Below are 16,265 nucleotides of genomic sequence, written 5' to 3'. Positions count from 1 at the left end.
CATGACTCTAGCAGCAGAAAACGAGATCGTGAGCCGACCAGAATATGATGAAAATGGGCGAGCGTACTACAACCTGCCTAATGGCAGAGCGGAAGATAATCTGGTGGTTGCCTGTCCTAAAGTAGCGGAAAAGGTGATCCCGGTTATTTTTCTGCCTGGAGTCATGGGGTCGAATCTTAAAAAGATAGATTCTGATAAAAAAGTCTGGCATGCAGACATGTATCAGGGCGTAGATGCGCTGGCATGGCTGTCTAGGTCAAAAGAACAAAGAAAAGCCTTGCTGGATCCTCTTACCACCGAAGTCGATTTAACGGGAAAGGTACTTTACGACGATCTTGACGGCAGAGGGTTTCCCTCCAGAGCGGCCCGTGGCTGGGGCAGTGCGCTTTACAAAAGCTATGGTGAATCTCTCCATGTGCTTCAGTGCATGCTGAATGACGGTCATATTCTGATTGATAACCTGATCAATGGCACCCGCAGGCGAACGCCCCGCCAGTTACTGATTGGTGAAAATTTAGGTGCAGAGAAAGGCGAAGATGCGCTGACTGAGCCTGAGGTCAGGCGGAGTTATGATTACCTTTTTCCCGTGCATGTTTTTGGCTATAACTGGCTGCAGTCAAACGCTGATTCGGCCGCGTCTCTCGAGCGATATATCAGTGAGACTTTAGGCACTTATCACGGCAGGCTTGCTGTCAATAAAGTCATTCTGGTCACTCACTCCATGGGGGGCCTGGTGGCCCGACATTATTCAGAACAAATGAACGGCAGAGACAATATCCTGGGTATTGTTCACGGTGTTATGCCTGATCTGGGATCGCCAGCGGCGTATCGCCGAATGAAGACCGGAGAGCGGGGTATTGTCGGAGCGGTAATTGGCGCTGACGCAGCAAACCTGATGCCGGTACTGGCCCAGTCGCCCGGCCCTCTGCAACTTCTGCCGGGTAAAGCCTACGGGCCGGGTTGGCTGAAAATTAACGGCACGGTAAATATGAATAAGCCGGAGTCTGACCCTTACACGGAAATTTATCTGAATGAAAGTGACTGGTGGCGGCTGTGTGAGAAAGAATTGCTGCTGGATGATATAGAAATTGAATGGAGTAATTATGTTAATCGCGTTACTTATACGATTTATGATTTTATTGAAAATTTAAACGGAAAATATCATCCCAATACCTGTGCATTTTATGGCGCCAGTGAAAAATACCCTTCAGACGATCATCTGATATGGCAGCAGATCCCGGCACCGAGACCGGTTATGGGCGTACCGCTGGAGCTTCCCGTTTATCGCCATGCAGCAGGGAACACGTTTGAATTGACCTCCTCCGGCAGCGCCGGGGACGGAACCGTACCAGTACGGGCCGGCAGGGTTAGATTTGCCGGGATCCGCTCTCTGCTTGCCACCGATGTCGATCATGAAGGTGCCTATGCCGTGGGGGATACCACTACGGAAAACGGTCTTTCCGTTGCGATGAAGTTCACGTTACGCTCGATTATCAAAATGGTCGGGGAGATCGCCTCATGCGGGTAAGGCATTTATGGATGGGATTTCTTGTTGTCGTCCTTATTCTCTCTACAGTTTTCTGGTTGCTCACCCGTTCGTGGCCGGTAGCCCCCTTAACGGCAAAGGAAAAACAAATGACGGATAAACTATTTGAACAGACCAGACCTCAGTGCATTGGCCGCTATCTTTTTGATGTGCCCGCTTCATTCAATAACGTTGCGATGGGTCAGGTAAAGATTAATGAAATGAGAATTGCCAGCAAACGGCTGTATCCTCCGGCGTTTGCACAACGTATCCGGTTACGAGAACAGGAATTAAAAAATAGTCGTACAGTTGATCCCAAAGACCTTCCTTATCTGAAACAGGTATATCGGATAAATGACAATGCGGTCATTTTTGATCGTAATGTAAATGAAAGTGTGGCAGGAGGAATGCGGGTTTTAGAAGGGCATCTGTATAGCAAAGGGGTTGCATTCATCATATATGCAGAATTCTTAGATCATACAAATCCTAAATATTTTGAAAAGAAAAATATGTTAAAAAATGCGGGGTTGAGTGAATCTAGCCTAAATAATAAGCCTCAGAAACTGGCTGAAATGCAAAGCCTGCTATCCAGATTAAAGGGAAGAAAGGATGAAGAAGTGCCAACACTGCCTGGTATCTGTATTCCGGAAGGTTTTATTATTGATACAAATATGACATCGAAAGATGATATTACTTTGATATATAAGCCAGTTGATTTTGAGATTATCGTTAACAGTAATAATACTCTGGGTAAAGACAACACATTACTGGAACGAGGTGATGAAATAAATGCTGCCCTCATCAGGGTTGGTGCCCATACTCTCAAGAAAGGCCCTGTAAAGTTGCCAGACATAGATGCAGAAGAATGGCTGATGAAAGGTAAGCAGGACATCTATCAACCAGAAGAGAAAAAAGTTAATTACTATACGTTTCAATTTTACGGTAATGAAAAAAATGGTGATTTGAAACATCCCGTATTCTCTGTTGAGTTACATAACTCTGGTAAGGAAACGAAAACCTATACGGATTCACAGCTGGTTGATATCTGGGACAGGATCACCAGAACGTTCAGGTATCGAAAAGGTACGTTCTGAGTCAGTTATCAATAGTAGGATTACCCCGTATTGAGTGAATATAGAGTGGGAGAGATATACGGACATCAGCAAATATGATGTCATAAAGTATAGAGAAAATTTAAACGGAAAATATCATCCCAATACCCATGCGTTTATTGCCACTGGCCCGACGGCAAGGGAACGGGAAGACATCTCCGGGAGGCTTTAAAGTAAATCAATGAAAAATTATGAGAATTACTCTTTCCGCCGATAGCTTTACCCGTGAAAAAGACACGGCGCTAGAGAGAGCAGGTGAGATAGTGGGTAACCTGTACCGTGGTCATGTGGAAAGAAAAGGGACCTTTAGTGATAACGGGCTGCAGGCCCAGGAGTTTCTGGCAACGGGTTTACAGGTATCTCAGGACGAGCCGCGTTACGGCTTTGTTATGTTTATCATTGAAATGACAGCCAGCTACAAAACCCCCAATTTTATTCTGACCCTGGGGAATGATTCCATGCCGCCGATCTCCTACAGCAAGGAGGAAATTATCCCATTCTGGGACACGATCAGCCGAATTGTACACGTGCGCCCCGGCTCGTTTTGAATATATATTTTCACACGGCGGAAATTAAAGGTATATCGATAATAATTAAGTGGGATGCTGGCTTAGTCGCAAACCATCATATTGTCGTAAATTAATTTTCAAAGAGAGGATGATATGTCTGGAGTTGTTTGCCTGGGTGATGATACCACCCATGGTGGAAAGGTTATTACCGCGTCGTCGACTATGTTTATCAATGGTATTCAGGTTGCCCTGGTCGGTGATTTAGTTTCTTGCCCGGAACACGGAGTCAATCCGATAAAAGAAGGAGATCCAGGAGCATCAGAAAATGGGGTGAACGTTGTTGTTAATAACTGCGCTTGTGCCTGTGGGTGCAGAGTTATTAGTTCACACATCGAAAATACTATTGAGTCTTAATATTATGTGGCCTATCCCCGAAGTACCCGAAAAAAGTACAATTGCCAGCTTGTCATACAAGCGATGGGGGATTGTTCTTATTTCTATGTTAATGGTTTGTTCTGTTTTAGGTTTTTCTTTGTGGGGAACTGAGGCATATAAGAAGATAGTATTTCTCCTGCTACTCCCGGCATTTTTCATATGGTTATGTCTTTTTGGCGCAGCGCTAAACCGTTATGAACAGTCAAGGATCGCTCTTTCTGCCTGGAAAGAGGAAACTGATAGAACTAAGGCTTTCTGGCAACACTGGAGTCGACAGCAGTTGTCAGTAGTTGGAAATGTAATCCTTACTCCTGAGGAAAAAGGGGCTGCGAGTTTTCTTGGGCCTCTGTCTGATATTCCAGCATATCCGGATAAAGTCAGGTCGTTGTCACATTCCTGGGGCTCCCTCCGTGTTTTGTCTGATATGATCGACAAACAGCTTGAGCAACAGTATCCTGGTTATCGGCAATATTTGCATACTATTTATGTATTGCAACCCTCCGGTTGGGACAAAAAGAGCGTAAGCCAGATTATTCTTTCACAATGGGATCTACTTCCTGAAGTAAATTGTTCCGTTGAGTGTATTGGAAAATTCCATGACAACGTTAATTTTGATGGTTTGATATTAGTTCTTAGCTTTCAATGCTGGTTGACAGGTATCCCGAAGCAATCCAGCGAAATGGTTTCTGCCCAGCTTATATCATCCTCCTTTTTTTCCAGGCGACATGCTGTACCAGTACTTGCCGCATTAGGCCGTGTTATGCCTGTGGAAAATGACAATCTTGAAAAAGATTTAGAAATGCTTTTTGAATACAATCGAATTGATAAGCGTGATTTACGCCATGTCTGGCTTTCTGGCATTTCTGCGGAAGTTACTTCAAAATTAATGCAGTATGCCGATCGATGTCAGTGGAAACTTCCAGCGAAACATCCTTTTTATTTAATTGATTTTTCTTTTGGTCCTCCTGGTGAAATGATATTCCCTGTTTCACTCGCATTGTTGGTTGACGCGGCTCAAAAGACTGAAGCTAACCAATTATTAATTATTCAGGCATCACCTCAGTCCAGACTGCTTTGTTTGATTACTCGGAAACTTTACTTATGACACAGGAAAAGGAATTACAGCCGGTACGTTATGGGTTTTGGGGGTATCTTTTTTTAATTGCTGGCCTTGCTGGTATAACAGCGTTTTTACTGTTTATTAATCAAGATGCCTTGCTTAACTATGGATTGACATATCGCCAAATTTGGTCGGTATGGGGTGGTGTGTTTGGTTTTTTATTCTTAGGAACTATTTGCTCTCCTTTTTATTGGCGATGGAAGCAAAGAAAACAACAACTCATTTATTTACCACCGGATCCCTTGGGTGCTGAAAATAAAAAAAATTCTGATGTGATCACAACCCTAAGAGATTATACTGACTTAAAACAGCTTCTTAATCTTCGTTATGGTGTCCTTTGGCGACGCAAAGTCCGCCTGCTGCTGGTCACTGGCAATGAAGCCGCTATAGAGCAACTGATTCCTGGCCTGCAGGAAAACCAGTGGCTTGAAGGCAGCCGTACCGTTCTGATTTACGGCGGCAGTCTGACTGCTGAACCGGATAAGGAGAAATACACCGCGCTGCGTAAACTGCGTCGCGGTCGTCCTCTGGACGGAATAATTCGCGTCGTACCGCAGTCGCTTAACCTCACCTCTCAGATTAGTGACAACGATTTACGCGGACTGGAAAAAATCAGTGAGTTGCTGCGTTATTCTGCGCCGGTCTGGCTGTGGCAACTGTGTGACAGCAAATGGACGCAGGCAAAACGCACTGAGCAGGCGGTAGGAGCCAGCTTCCCGCTGCGTGCCAAAGCTGGCGATATTAACCGTCAGCTTGAGTTGATGCTGCCTGCATTGCGCACGCAGGGGATGAGTCAGGTCATTGAGAACAACGGCAACGACTTCCTGCTGCGCCTGGGCCAGCACCTCAAAGACGGCGGTATCATCCGCTGGACTCAACAACTGGTGCCATGGTTGGCTGCCTCCCAGCAGCGTGTTCCGCTGCGTGGTCTGATGTTCAGCCTGCCGGACAGTCACCCTCTTCATACGTCTGAGGGAACAGCCGACCCTGAGAAATATATCCCCGAATCACAACGCCATGCTCTGGCCCTGCCCGTAACCTGGCAGGGCATCGTGGATGACTGCACCCGCGTGCGTGGCTGCCGTGTCGGTATGGCCTGGGAGCAGACCCTTGCCTGGACACTGATGACGATCATCGGTGTCTGGGGGACAGGAATACTGCTGTCGTTCGCGGTCAACCGCATGCAGATAGTTTCTGTTGCCGGGCAGGCTCATGCCCTGGTGGAGCATCCTTCTGTATCGGATTACCAGCTGACGGCCCTGCATACGCTGCGTAATGACGCTGGCCGTCTGCAGCATCGTATTCAGGAAGGTGCGCCCTGGTATCAGCGCTTCGGGCTGGACCATAACCAGCAGTTGCTTGACGCGATGCTGCCTTGGTACGGCGTGGCGAACAACCGCCTGATACGCGGCCCGGCGAATCAGGCGCTGACACAGAAACTCAACGCTTTGGCAAATTCTGCCCCCAACAGTGACCAGCGAGCACAGCTGGCGAAACCCGGTTATGACCAGCTGAAAGCCTGGCTGATGATGGCCCGGCCGGATAAAGTCGACGGCGCGTTTTACTCACAGACTCTGAAAGCCGTGCAGCCGACGCGAATGGGTATTTCTACTGGCCTGTGGCAAAGCCTGTCGCCGGATTTGTGGGCCTTCTACATTACCGAACTGCCAAAGCAGCCGCAGTGGAAAATCACCCCTGATGCCCAACTGGTCAGCCAGAGCCGCCAGGTGCTGCTGCAGCAAATTGGCCGACGCAATGCGGAAAGCACCCTGTATAAAAATATGCTCAAATCGGTGCGCCGTAACTTTGCCGATGTCTCTCTGGAAGACATGACTAACGGCACCGATGCTCGGCGTCTGTTCACTACCGACGAAGTGGTGCCGGGCATGTTCACCCGCCAGGCGTGGGAAGGGGGCATTCAGCAGGCTATCGAAAAGGCCGCAAATTCCCGCCGGGATGAAATTGACTGGGTGCTGAGTGACAACCGGAAAGCGGTTTCCTCAGACCTGTCACCTGAAGCCCTAAAAGCACGTCTGACGCAACGTTACTTCACCGACTTTGCTGGCAGTTGGCTGAGCTTCCTCAACAGCCTGCGACTTAACCCGGCAAACAACATTGCTGACGTGACCGACCAACTGACGCTGATGAGTGATGTCCGCCAGTCGCCGCTGATTGCCCTGATGAATACCCTCGCCTGGCAGGGACAGACCGGCCAGCAAAGCGAAGGTCTTTCGGACTCCATCATCAAATCGGCTAAAGATCTTGTAGGTGGAAAAGATAAACCTGCGATTGACCAGTCTGCGTCAGGGCCGCAGGGACCGCTGGATGAAACCTTTGGCCCGCTGCTTCAGCTTCTGGGTAAAAACAAAGGCAGCAACGTCATGTCGGCTGACAACTCCCTGAGCCTGCAGACGTATCTGACCCGCATCACCCGCGTGCGTCTGCGACTGCAACAGGTGGCCAGCGCTTCTGATCCGCAGGCGATGATGCAGACCCTGGCGCAGACCGTGTTCCAGGGCAAAAGCGTGGACCTCACCGACACCCAGCAATATGGCAGTCTGATTTCGGCAAGTCTTGGCGAGGAGTGGAGCGGATTTGGCAGCACAATGTTTGTGCAGCCGCTGACCCAGGCCTGGGAGACGGTGCTTCAGCCGTCGGCAGCCAGCCTGAATGATAAATGGAGCCGCTCAGTTGTCGTGAACTGGCAAACTGCCTTTGACGGACGTTTCCCGTTTGCCGCCAGCAAAAGTGATGCCTCTTTGCCGATGCTGGCTGAATTTGTGCGTAAGGACAGCGGACGTATAGAGCGCTTCCTGACGATAGAGCTCAACGGTGTGCTGCACAAAGAGGGCAGCCAGTGGGTACCGGATAAGGTCAACAGCCAGGGGCTGAACTTTAACCCGGCCTTCCTGCGGGCCATTAACCAACTGAGCCAGCTGTCAGACATTCTGTTCACCGATGGCAGCCAGGGCATCAGCTTTGAACTGCAGGCGCGTCCTGTGCCGCAGGTGGTGGAAACCCAGTTGACCATTGATGGACAAAAGCTGCACTACTTTAACCAGATGGCCGACTGGCAAAGCTTCCGCTGGCCGGGAGATACCTACAAGCCGGGGACGATGCTGACCTGGACCACGGTCAATGCCGGTGCGCGTCTGTTCGGGGATTACAGTGGAACCTGGGGCTTCATTCGCTGGCTGGAGCAGGGCAAGCGTGCGCAGCTTGACCGTAGTCAGTGGATGATGAGTTTCACTGCCCCTGATGGCCGGACTTTGCAGTGGGTGCTGCGCTCACAACTCGGAAAAGGTCCGCTGGCGCTGCTGGATCTGCGTGGTTTCACGCTGCCGGATCAGATATTCAGCGTCGACAGCGCGGCCACCGCGCAGGCGCTGATGGTTAATACGGGAAACAATGACATGGAGGGAGTCGAATAATGAGCACACTGCAGAATTTGGTTGCCGCCTGTCAGGCTGACGATGCTCGGCTGCGACAACAGGCGCAGACACGCACGGAAAACTGGCAGCCCTGGCTTGCTCCGGTAAGCGTTACCAGTCCGACCGGGGAAGACCCGAGATATGACGATGATTTTCAGCTTATCCGCGAAGAGGTTAATAAGCTTTCCGGCATTGATACCGAACTGATATGCACGCTTGCCGAAAAGTTACTGTCCACCGGGGCCAAAGATATCCGGGTTGCGACTTATTACTGCTGGGCGCGCCTTCACCAGGATGGCGAAGCCGGCTTTGCCGAAGGGCTTGAACTGCTGGCGGGATTACTGCAGCTCTACGGCATGCAGCTTCACCCGCAGCGGGATCGCAGCCGCAAGGCCGCGCTGGAATGGCTCAGCGGTACCCGTGTGCTGGACAGTTTGTCACTGTATCCAGAGGTCGTACGCGAGGATGCACAGCGTACCGCCGGGGCGCTGCTGCTCATCACTGACAGTCTGGAGACAGAGCCGGAAGCATCACGGGCAGAGCTGAATGCCCTTTACAGCGCGCTGGAATCTCGCCTGATGAAGGCTGGTGGTGTGGATGCTGTGGTACCGCAGAACGCAGGTAATAAGGCACAGTCACAGACCTCCACGCATACTGTCGAGTCTGACGCGCCGGTTCTGAGCCGCATTACCTCTGGTCAGGATTTGCTGGCCCAGGCCCGTACACTGACGGAATACCTGCGTGAGCAGCCTGATGGCTGGCTCGCTGCACACAGGCTAATGAAAAGCCTGCGTCATGACACCCTGAGTGCTATTCCGGCCCCGGATGCCGAAGGGAAAACGCGTATCGAACCGCCGCGCGCTGACCAGCGTGCGATGCTGAAACGCCTGTATCTGCAGCAGAGCTGGCTGGAGATACTGGAGCAGGCGGACAGCACCTTCTCGCGTGGCGCCAATCACCTCTGGCTGGATTTGCAGTGGTATATCCATCAGGCTCTGATGAAATCGGGGCAGGATGTACTGGCCGACATCATCGCCGCAGACCTGAGAGGGCTGCTGCGCCGTCTTACCGGGCTTGAAACTCTGGCCTTTAATGACGGTACGCCATTTGCCGATGAGGTCACGCTGAACTGGATAAACCAGAGTGTGCTGGACGACATGTCCGGCTGGCGGGATGAGCCGGTCAGTGCCGTCGGTGAGACAAATAACGATATCCTGGCCCTCGAGCCAGAAGCGCTGGAGAAAGCCGACAATGAGGGACTGGACGCCACCCTTCACTGGCTCCAGACCCGCCCTGGTGCCGACTCCACAAAAGACAAATGGCTGCTGCGTCTGGTGATGGCTCGTGTAGCTGAGCAGAAGGGCAAAAATGAACTGGCCCTGCATCTGTTGGGAGAGCTCGACAGTGCAGCACAGTCAATCACCCTCACACAGTGGACACCGGCGCTGTTGTTTGAAGTGAAATCACGTCGCCTCAGACTGCTGCGCATGAAAGCCACACGTAGTGAAACCGATAAATCACGACTTCAACCCGAGATGGATTTGCTTCTGTCCGGCCTGATTGCAATTGACCCGGCAAGCAGTGCAGTGCTTTGCGGTTGAATGGTTGATGAACTCAGGATGTGAAAAATGGCGAAAGGTTATTATCTGGTAAAGGGTGACATGACCACCTGCGGTGGAAAAATTCTTGAAGGTGATCCGACCGATACCGTCATGGGGACCCCTGTTGCCCGGGAGCAGGAGAATGTGACCTGCGGAAAACATGCCGGGACTTACAAAATAGTGGGGCATATCCCGAACAATAACGCCAACGGGCGAAAATATGCCGGTTCGCTGCACAGCTCAAGTAGTTGCCCCTGCGGCGCAAAATTTATCCCTTCCCGGCATGAGCGTACTTACGGTGGATAATCACACTGCCACTCATCGTGATGTTCCTTCATCACAGACTGAACATATTACAGGGATCCGTTGTGCCCTGAATCCCGGAATAACAAAGCAAAAATAAATATGGATGACTTAACCCTGCGTTATTACGACGCCGAAATGCGCTACCTGCTGGAAGCCGGTGAAGAGTTTGCCCGCGCTCACCCCGAGCAGGCGGCAATGCTCAACCTCGATAAAGCGGGCGCGCGCGACCCGTACGTGGAGCGCCTGTTTGAAGGCTTTGCCTTCCTGATGGGACGGCTGCGTGAGAAGCTTGATGACGATCTGCCCGAACTGACCGAAGGGCTGGTCAGCCTGCTGTGGCCGCATTACCTGCGCACCATACCGTCAATGTCGGTGGTGGAGTTCACCCCTGACTGGAGTGAGATGAAAGAGCAGATGCGCATCGTCAAAGGCTTTGAGGTGAACTCGCGGCCGATCGGTGAGAAGGGCACGCGTTGCCGGTACACCACCACCAAAGAAATCACCCTTCAGCCGTTGTCGCTGGAGCACGCCCGCCTGTCGACTGACCCTGACGGACGTTCGGTCATTAGCCTGCGGTTTAACTGCAGCCACCTTGCTGACTGGAGCCGTGTCGATCTCAGCCAGATCCCGTTCTACTTCAACGCGGATGCACCGCTGGCCTGCGCCATGCATGAAGCTTTTACCATGAACGCGGCGCGTCTCTGGCTGCGGATGCCGGATGACATGGACAGAAGACCGCTCGACGGGTATTTCACCGCGCTGGGATTTGGCGATGACGACGACCTGTGGCCGAGGGGAAGCAGCAGCTTTAGCGGCTATCAACTGCTGCTGGAGTACTTCACCTTCCGTGAGAAATTCATGTTCACGGGGCTGCGTGGGCTGGAGACCGTAGCCTTTCCGGCTGAGCTCCCATGGTTTGAAATCGACGTGGTACTGGCGGAGCGCTGGGAGCATGACTTCAGCTTTACCGAAAAGCATCTGCGCCTGAACTGTGTGCCGGTGATTAACCTGTTCCCGCTGGAATCCGATCCGCTGACGCTCAACTCCCTGCAGACCGAATACATGCTGCGTCCGATGCGCGTGCAGGATGGTCATACCGAGATTTACACCGTGGATTCGGTGATGTCATCGAGCCATCATACCTACGTGCCGTTCTCCAACTTCCGCCACAAGGGGGGGATGATGCGCCATGAAGCCCCGGAATATTACTACCACACCCGCGTGCGCCGCGGTCCGTCCGGGCTGCATAACACCTGGCTTATCCTCGGCGGCGAAGCGTTTGATAACCACACGGTACCGGAGGATGAAAGCCTGTCACTGACGCTCACCGGCACCAACGGCCAGTTGCCACGACGAGCACTGCAGAGCACGGTGCTTGATACGGTAATGAAAACCACCTCGACTACTATTGCTGTCCGTAACCTGTGTGCGCCGACGTTACCCTGTTATCCCCCGGCACAGGATCGTTTTCACTGGCGCGTGCTGAGTCATCTTGGGAGCGGCTTCCTGTCGATGATGGATAATGCCGACGTGCTGCGTGGCACCCTGGCGCTGTACGAGTGGACTGACAGTGAGATGAACCGCCGTCGTCTGGAAGCCATCATTGACGTTAAGCACAGTGAAACCGAGCGTTTTGAGCAGGGCTATCTGGTACGCGGCGTGCAGATAGAGGTGACGCTGGACAGCCACGGCTTTGCCGGGCGCGGCGATATTTGCCTGTTTGGCGAGATGCTGAGCCGCTTCTTCGCGCTCTACACCGATATCTATCTGTTTAACCGCCTGATTATCATCCTGCAACCGACTGGAGAGCGCCTGGAATGGGAAGAGAAGCACAACCGCCGTATTCCCGGCTGACCCCGCGGCTGGAGGCTAACCTTAACCGGATAAACTTTTACCGTTTCTGCCAGCTGCTGGAGAAACTGAATCCGGGCCGGCCGCTGATGGGCTCTACCAGCTATCCCGGTGACGACCCGGTGCGCTTTGTGCCGCATCCCGGGATGGGCTTTCCGGCGAGCGAACTCAAAGCCGTTGAGTATGACGAAGAGGATGAAGGTAAACCACCGCTTATCCGCACCACGTTTATGGGCATGTACGGCGTTGATTCGCCGCTACCGACCGCCTATCTCGATGACATCACCCAGCGTCGCGAAGGGCATGAGGCACTACAGGGTTTTCTGGATATCTTCAGCCACCGCATCCTGACGCAGTTTTATCGTATCTGGCGAAAATATTCCTACCCGGCCACATTCGAGCCTGGCGGGACTGACAGCATCTCGCAGTCATTGCTGGGCCTGGTGGGGCTGGGCATTCCGGGCACCGCAGAGCAAATCGCTACTCCGGTATCCCGTTTTCTGTCGCTGCTTGGCGTTCTGCAGCAGCCCGGTAAAACCCAGGAGGGGATACAGGCCCTGGCGAGCCTGCTGGCACCTGACACGACGGTGCAGGTGAGCCCGTATTGCCTACGCCCGGTGGAGGTCAGCCAGCCGCTGGGCTTTTATGGTGATGATGATTTTCTTCTCGACGGTAATACGCCGCTGGGTGACGAAGCGATGGATGCCAACAGCCAGCTGCTGATTGCACTCAAGACGGATAACGAACAGGAAGCGCAGGGCTGGAAGCCGGACGGTCTGTTGTATCAGGACTTTCTGGTGATGCTGCGGGTGTATCTGGGCTGGCGCTTCAAGGCAAAAATCACCCTGACCACCCGAACCCGACTGCTGGCCGCTCCACCGCTCGGCGAAGGCCCCTTCTGGCTTGGGATGAATGGCGTGCTGGGCGCGGAAGACGAAGCCCTCCCGGACGATATCCCGCAGACCTTTACGACGGAACTGGGCTATTACACCGGCCTTCAGCCCGCGATACCACAACAAGGAAACCGACGTGTTACGTATAAATTTACCTAAAACAGCGCGCTGGCTGTTACCCCTGCTGGCATTCAGTCTGGCGGGCTGTGGGGTGACGCAGGGCATCACCGATGGCACCAAATCAGCCTTTAACGCCGTGTTCTACAAAAAGATTAAGGTGCTGCACCTGGATTTCACCGCCCGTGAAGCGCTGAATACCGATTCCCGCGAGAGTGACTCGCTGTCTGAGTCGGTGGTTATTCGTGTCTATCAACTGAAAGACCGTAAAACCTTCGACAAAACGGTCTACCAGCAGTTGCTGAAAGACGGGGAGGGCATTCTGAAAGCTGACCTGCTGGCAAGCCGTGATGTGGTAATGAAGCCGGGCGGTGATGCGAACCTGAATATGCCGATGGAGGTGGATGCACAGTTTGTGGCGGTGGTGGGTCTGTTCCGTCACCCGGATATGGTCAACAACACCTGGAGGCTGGTGATAGGGCGCGAAGACCTTGACCCGGATAAGCCGCGCATTCTGGAAGCCGGTAACAACCATCTGACGCTGCAACCTCTCAAGGACGACTGATGCCCCAGGGACACCACACACCTTCACTGTATGAAATGCTGACCGGCAACTTCACCGGCGGCCTCGATCTCCATCAGGTCAGTGAACAAAATCAGGTGATTTTGTCCGTGCTTGATAACATGCAGCGCATCCTCAACTGTCGCGCTGGCACGCTGGCGCATCTGCCGGACTATGGCCTGCCCGATATGACCAGAGTTCTTCAGGGCATGCCGGGTACCGCCCATGAGCTGATGGGCACCCTGTCGGCTGTTCTGCTCAAATATGAGCCGCGTCTGAAAAAAATAGCCGTTGTCCTGCTGGAGCAGAACGTTCCCGGTGAACTACGTTACGCCATTGATGCCGAGCTTAAGGGCATTGGCCTCGTGCGTTACGGAACCGAGTTTATGCCCGAGGGGCGAGTGATGCTGAGACACCTGAGGCAACAGCAGTATCTCAACACAGCAACCCGCATTTAAGGCCAGATAACACCGTGTCAGTAAAATCAAAGTTTCTCGAAAAACTGCAGGCCCAACAGCCTGCTCCGGCTTCATCTGTCAGCAAGACTCAAGCTGATATCGCAGAGTTTCGCCTGCGAATAACGCAGCTTCAGGAGCAGATGGGCGCGTGGCTGGTGGGTACCGGACTGAATGTGGAGACGCTCACTCAATACAACCGTTACGGACCTGCTGGTTGAGGGGGAACATTTGATATTGCGACCCTCGTTCTGCGTATCGACGACCGGTCTGTAAAATTTGTGCCGACATTCCTTTATGGTCAGGGTGTAACCGGGTGTGTGGAGACGACCTTCCATAAGGGAGGGCTCGTGACGCCTCTGGGGCGATTATTTATGCGGTGTGGAATGGTGAACAAGTGGACTTTACTCCGCCAGGGGCTTTATCCCGTCATGAGCAGGTTTTTGATGAAAGCACGTTTTTTTGGTTTGATTCTGGCGCTCCTTCCATAGCGGAACCGGAATGAGTAATAGTTTGTTTACCTGTCAGTCATTGCATATTGACATGGAGAAACACTCAAAGCTGACGGGAAAAATCCCGAAATAAATTACAGATCTGGAAATACGAAAACTCACCTGCCAACATGCGCTCCTCATTTGTATTGCGATCAAATCTGGATGTGTGGGGTGGCGTCAATCGATAGCTCTGAGATATTAATATTGCTTATAAAAGGAATGATTGTGGATAATTTTGTAAGAAAAATGGTTAATGGTCTTTCGCTAGTTCTGACCGTACTGGCTTTATCGGGTTGTGTAACAAAACAACTGAAAAGTGAAATAAAAGACCATGAAAATGGCCGGGCTTTGTATAGCAATGATGTGATCACTGCAGCAACCATAACCGAATCGGAAAAAGGAAATTATAGCTGGGTGTTTATTGGCAATAATTTTGATTATGCCCTTACCTCGGGCGCGAGTGATTTTTTACGCGCACTGGTATCTGGTAAGGTCGATAAGACCAGGGTCAGGGTATTTGAAGATGGTACATTCATGCTGAATAAAGGAAAAAATCAGTTCAGTGGGGAGATTACCCTGAAATATAGCTATCGGGATCATTCTGAGAAGATGCTAATCTTAAATATCCTCAAACTATCAGAGCGGTATTGCTCCGGTAATAATAAAGGTGCTGGTGAGTGCAAAATCATGCTCTCTGATCTGCATGGCACCATACATCAAAAAGCGCATGTTCCGGCTGATGTCTTCCGGTTTGACCATCCGATTAAGGTGAAATTCTATACCCCCAATACTCTCTCTGCGAAACGACTTCTCTATCCGGCCGCAGTAGCAACGGATGTTGTGCTGTCTCCACTGTACCTTCTTGGTGTCGTCGCTGTTTTATCTGCCTACGGTATTATTTTACTGCATTGATAGTTGTTCGGTTTCTTAGTGATGTCATCTGACGCCATAGCTACCACATTTAAAATGCGCGGGGATTTCGTTGTATCTTATCATTGAAAGTAAGCGTTGAAACGCCAGGTAGTGAGTGTTTTTATGATAAATGGACTATCAAATTACAATATGACTCTTTACGATATTAAACCAAAATTTCAGGATTTATTACGGCCATTAGTCTGCGTGTTAAAGGGCTGGCGCTCACCTTCTTCGGATTCCTCAGCTTCCTGTCCCTGAAGGAATATCTGACGCTGGCTCCGACACGCCGCTCTGACAGCGTGCCATTGCTTTGGATGTATGCCTCGATCCCGCTGCAATATGTTTGGGTGGGCACGTCGTGGTACGACATGTTCATTATCTTCATCCCGATATACGTCTTTCTGTTCCTGCCCGCCCGCATGGTGCTTGTTGACGATACGAAAGGGTTCTTACACTCAGCCTCCGTCATGCACTGGGATATGATGACCGCGGTCTTTGCTTTAAGCCATGTTGCGTTCCTGATGATGTTGCCAGGCGTGGATACCAAAGCGGGCGCTGCCGCCGTTGGCGCTGATCTTTAGCCTCTTATTTTCAGGCGGTTGTGTGTTGCTGATGGGACTCTTTTTGCTGACTCATTATTACTGCTGGCGCCTGTGGCTGGATGAACGGCTTTTTCAACTCATTGAGAGTGAACACGACCTCATTAAGTTTGAGAATGGGATGGCGCATTTGTGGGTAAAAAGAAAGGAAAATACTCACACTCTTGTTGAACGTTGGAGTGGCGCAAAGATTATATTTTATAAGGCAATTTTTTCTTTATTGGCGCTGTGGTTTGTTTCATCGGCCATGGCCCTTTATAAGATGAATCGCCACGGATAATCTAGACACTTCCGAGCCGTTGATAATACTGGTTTTCATATTCTGTCGGTGACATCTGTT

General features: G+C 51.5%; 13 protein-coding genes and 3 pseudogenes. All 16 read left to right on the top strand.

The annotated features are described in order from the left end of the window. The first annotated feature begins 1 nt into the window (after position 1). The 16 genes and pseudogenes from EKL29_RS09400 to EKL29_RS09325 all read left to right on the top strand — a co-directional run bounded on the left by EKL29_RS09400 (position 2) and on the right by EKL29_RS09325 (position 16,205). Complete coding sequence (locus EKL29_RS09400) at positions 2-1,528, top strand: hypothetical protein (protein WP_126689490.1); 1,527 nt, start codon at positions 2-4, stop codon at positions 1,526-1,528. Positions 1,529-1,635: 107 nt separating this feature from the next. Continuing rightward, the gene (locus EKL29_RS09395; RefSeq protein WP_126689489.1) at positions 1,636-2,619 is read left to right on the top strand and encodes a T6SS immunity protein Tli4 family protein; all 984 of its coding nucleotides are present in this window, start codon (positions 1,636-1,638) and stop codon (positions 2,617-2,619) included. Between the two features lie 209 nt (positions 2,620-2,828). Continuing rightward, positions 2,829-3,185: a T6SS immunity protein Tli4 family protein gene (locus EKL29_RS09390; RefSeq protein ID WP_126689488.1), complete on the top strand. Its 357-nt coding sequence runs from the start codon at positions 2,829-2,831 to the stop codon at positions 3,183-3,185. Positions 3,186-3,299: 114 nt separating this feature from the next. Next, positions 3,300-3,560, top strand: a complete 261-nt coding sequence (locus EKL29_RS09385; protein ID WP_126689487.1) for a PAAR domain-containing protein — start codon at positions 3,300-3,302, stop codon at positions 3,558-3,560. A 4-nt stretch (positions 3,561-3,564) separates the two neighbouring features. Further along, positions 3,565-4,686, top strand: coding sequence for a hypothetical protein (locus EKL29_RS09380; RefSeq protein WP_311779002.1), 1,122 nt, complete (start codon positions 3,565-3,567; stop codon positions 4,684-4,686). After that, positions 4,683-8,132 carry an ImcF-related family protein gene (locus EKL29_RS09375; protein ID WP_126689486.1) on the top strand — a complete coding sequence of 1,150 codons (3,450 nt, stop codon included), beginning with the start codon at positions 4,683-4,685 and terminating at the stop codon, positions 8,130-8,132. Before EKL29_RS09380 ends, EKL29_RS09375 begins: the two co-directional genes overlap by 4 nt. Next, positions 8,132-9,733, top strand: a complete 1,602-nt coding sequence (tssA, locus tag EKL29_RS09370) for a type VI secretion system protein TssA (RefSeq protein WP_126689485.1) — start codon at positions 8,132-8,134, stop codon at positions 9,731-9,733. Before EKL29_RS09375 ends, tssA begins: the two co-directional genes overlap by 1 nt. A gap of 27 nt (positions 9,734-9,760) precedes the next feature. Next, positions 9,761-10,030 (top strand): annotated as a pseudogene (locus EKL29_RS09365) (PAAR domain-containing protein); the annotation flags it as partial. Positions 10,031-10,138: 108 nt separating this feature from the next. After that, positions 10,139-11,893, top strand: coding sequence for a type VI secretion system baseplate subunit TssF (tssF, locus tag EKL29_RS09360; RefSeq protein WP_126689483.1), 1,755 nt, complete (start codon positions 10,139-10,141; stop codon positions 11,891-11,893). Then, positions 11,857-12,942, top strand: a complete 1,086-nt coding sequence (tssG, locus tag EKL29_RS09355) for a type VI secretion system baseplate subunit TssG (RefSeq protein WP_126689482.1) — start codon at positions 11,857-11,859, stop codon at positions 12,940-12,942. The genes tssF and tssG overlap by 37 nt, the downstream gene beginning before the upstream one ends. Next, on the top strand, positions 12,920-13,465 hold the full coding sequence (tssJ, locus tag EKL29_RS09350) for a type VI secretion system lipoprotein TssJ (RefSeq protein WP_126689481.1): 546 nt from the start codon (positions 12,920-12,922) through the stop codon (positions 13,463-13,465). The genes tssG and tssJ overlap by 23 nt, the downstream gene beginning before the upstream one ends. Next, positions 13,465-13,920, top strand: coding sequence for a type VI secretion system baseplate subunit TssE (gene tssE, locus EKL29_RS09345; RefSeq protein ID WP_126689480.1), 456 nt, complete (start codon positions 13,465-13,467; stop codon positions 13,918-13,920). The genes tssJ and tssE overlap by 1 nt, the downstream gene beginning before the upstream one ends. A gap of 14 nt (positions 13,921-13,934) precedes the next feature. Then, positions 13,935-14,408: pseudogene (locus tag EKL29_RS23555) on the top strand (hypothetical protein). 228 nt (positions 14,409-14,636) lie between these two features. After that, positions 14,637-15,323, top strand: coding sequence for a hypothetical protein (locus EKL29_RS09335; protein ID WP_126689479.1), 687 nt, complete (start codon positions 14,637-14,639; stop codon positions 15,321-15,323). Positions 15,324-15,526: 203 nt separating this feature from the next. Next, positions 15,527-15,892: pseudogene (locus EKL29_RS09330) on the top strand (phosphatidate cytidylyltransferase); the annotation flags it as partial. Beyond that, entirely contained in the window at positions 15,891-16,205 is a 315-nt protein-coding gene (locus EKL29_RS09325; RefSeq protein ID WP_311779000.1) for a hypothetical protein, read from the top strand. The pseudogene EKL29_RS09330 and the gene EKL29_RS09325, both read left to right, overlap by 2 nt. The last annotated feature ends 60 nt before the right edge of the window (positions 16,206-16,265 follow it).

Origin of the sequence: Pantoea sp. YU22 (assembly GCF_003970755.1) — a bacterium.
GTDB classification, from domain to species: Bacteria; Pseudomonadota; Gammaproteobacteria; order Enterobacterales; family Enterobacteriaceae; genus Pantoea; species Pantoea piersonii.
This window is presented reverse-complemented; position numbering and strand designations above follow the sequence as displayed.

Coding starts and splice junctions, on each gene's coding strand:
- EKL29_RS09395 (WP_126689489.1), top strand. CDS start 1,636: ATGACGGATAAACTATTTGAACAGACCAGACCTCAGTGCATTGGCCGC.
- tssG (WP_126689482.1), top strand. CDS start 11,857: ATGGGAAGAGAAGCACAACCGCCGTATTCCCGGCTGACCCCGCGGCTG.
- tssF (WP_126689483.1), top strand. CDS start 10,139: ATGGATGACTTAACCCTGCGTTATTACGACGCCGAAATGCGCTACCTG.
- EKL29_RS09390 (WP_126689488.1), top strand. CDS start 2,829: ATGAGAATTACTCTTTCCGCCGATAGCTTTACCCGTGAAAAAGACACG.
- EKL29_RS09385 (WP_126689487.1), top strand. CDS start 3,300: ATGTCTGGAGTTGTTTGCCTGGGTGATGATACCACCCATGGTGGAAAG.
- EKL29_RS09375 (WP_126689486.1), top strand. CDS start 4,683: ATGACACAGGAAAAGGAATTACAGCCGGTACGTTATGGGTTTTGGGGG.
- EKL29_RS09380 (WP_311779002.1), top strand. CDS start 3,565: ATGTGGCCTATCCCCGAAGTACCCGAAAAAAGTACAATTGCCAGCTTG.
- EKL29_RS09400 (WP_126689490.1), top strand. CDS start 2: ATGACTCTAGCAGCAGAAAACGAGATCGTGAGCCGACCAGAATATGAT.
- tssE (WP_126689480.1), top strand. CDS start 13,465: ATGCCCCAGGGACACCACACACCTTCACTGTATGAAATGCTGACCGGC.
- tssA (WP_126689485.1), top strand. CDS start 8,132: ATGAGCACACTGCAGAATTTGGTTGCCGCCTGTCAGGCTGACGATGCT.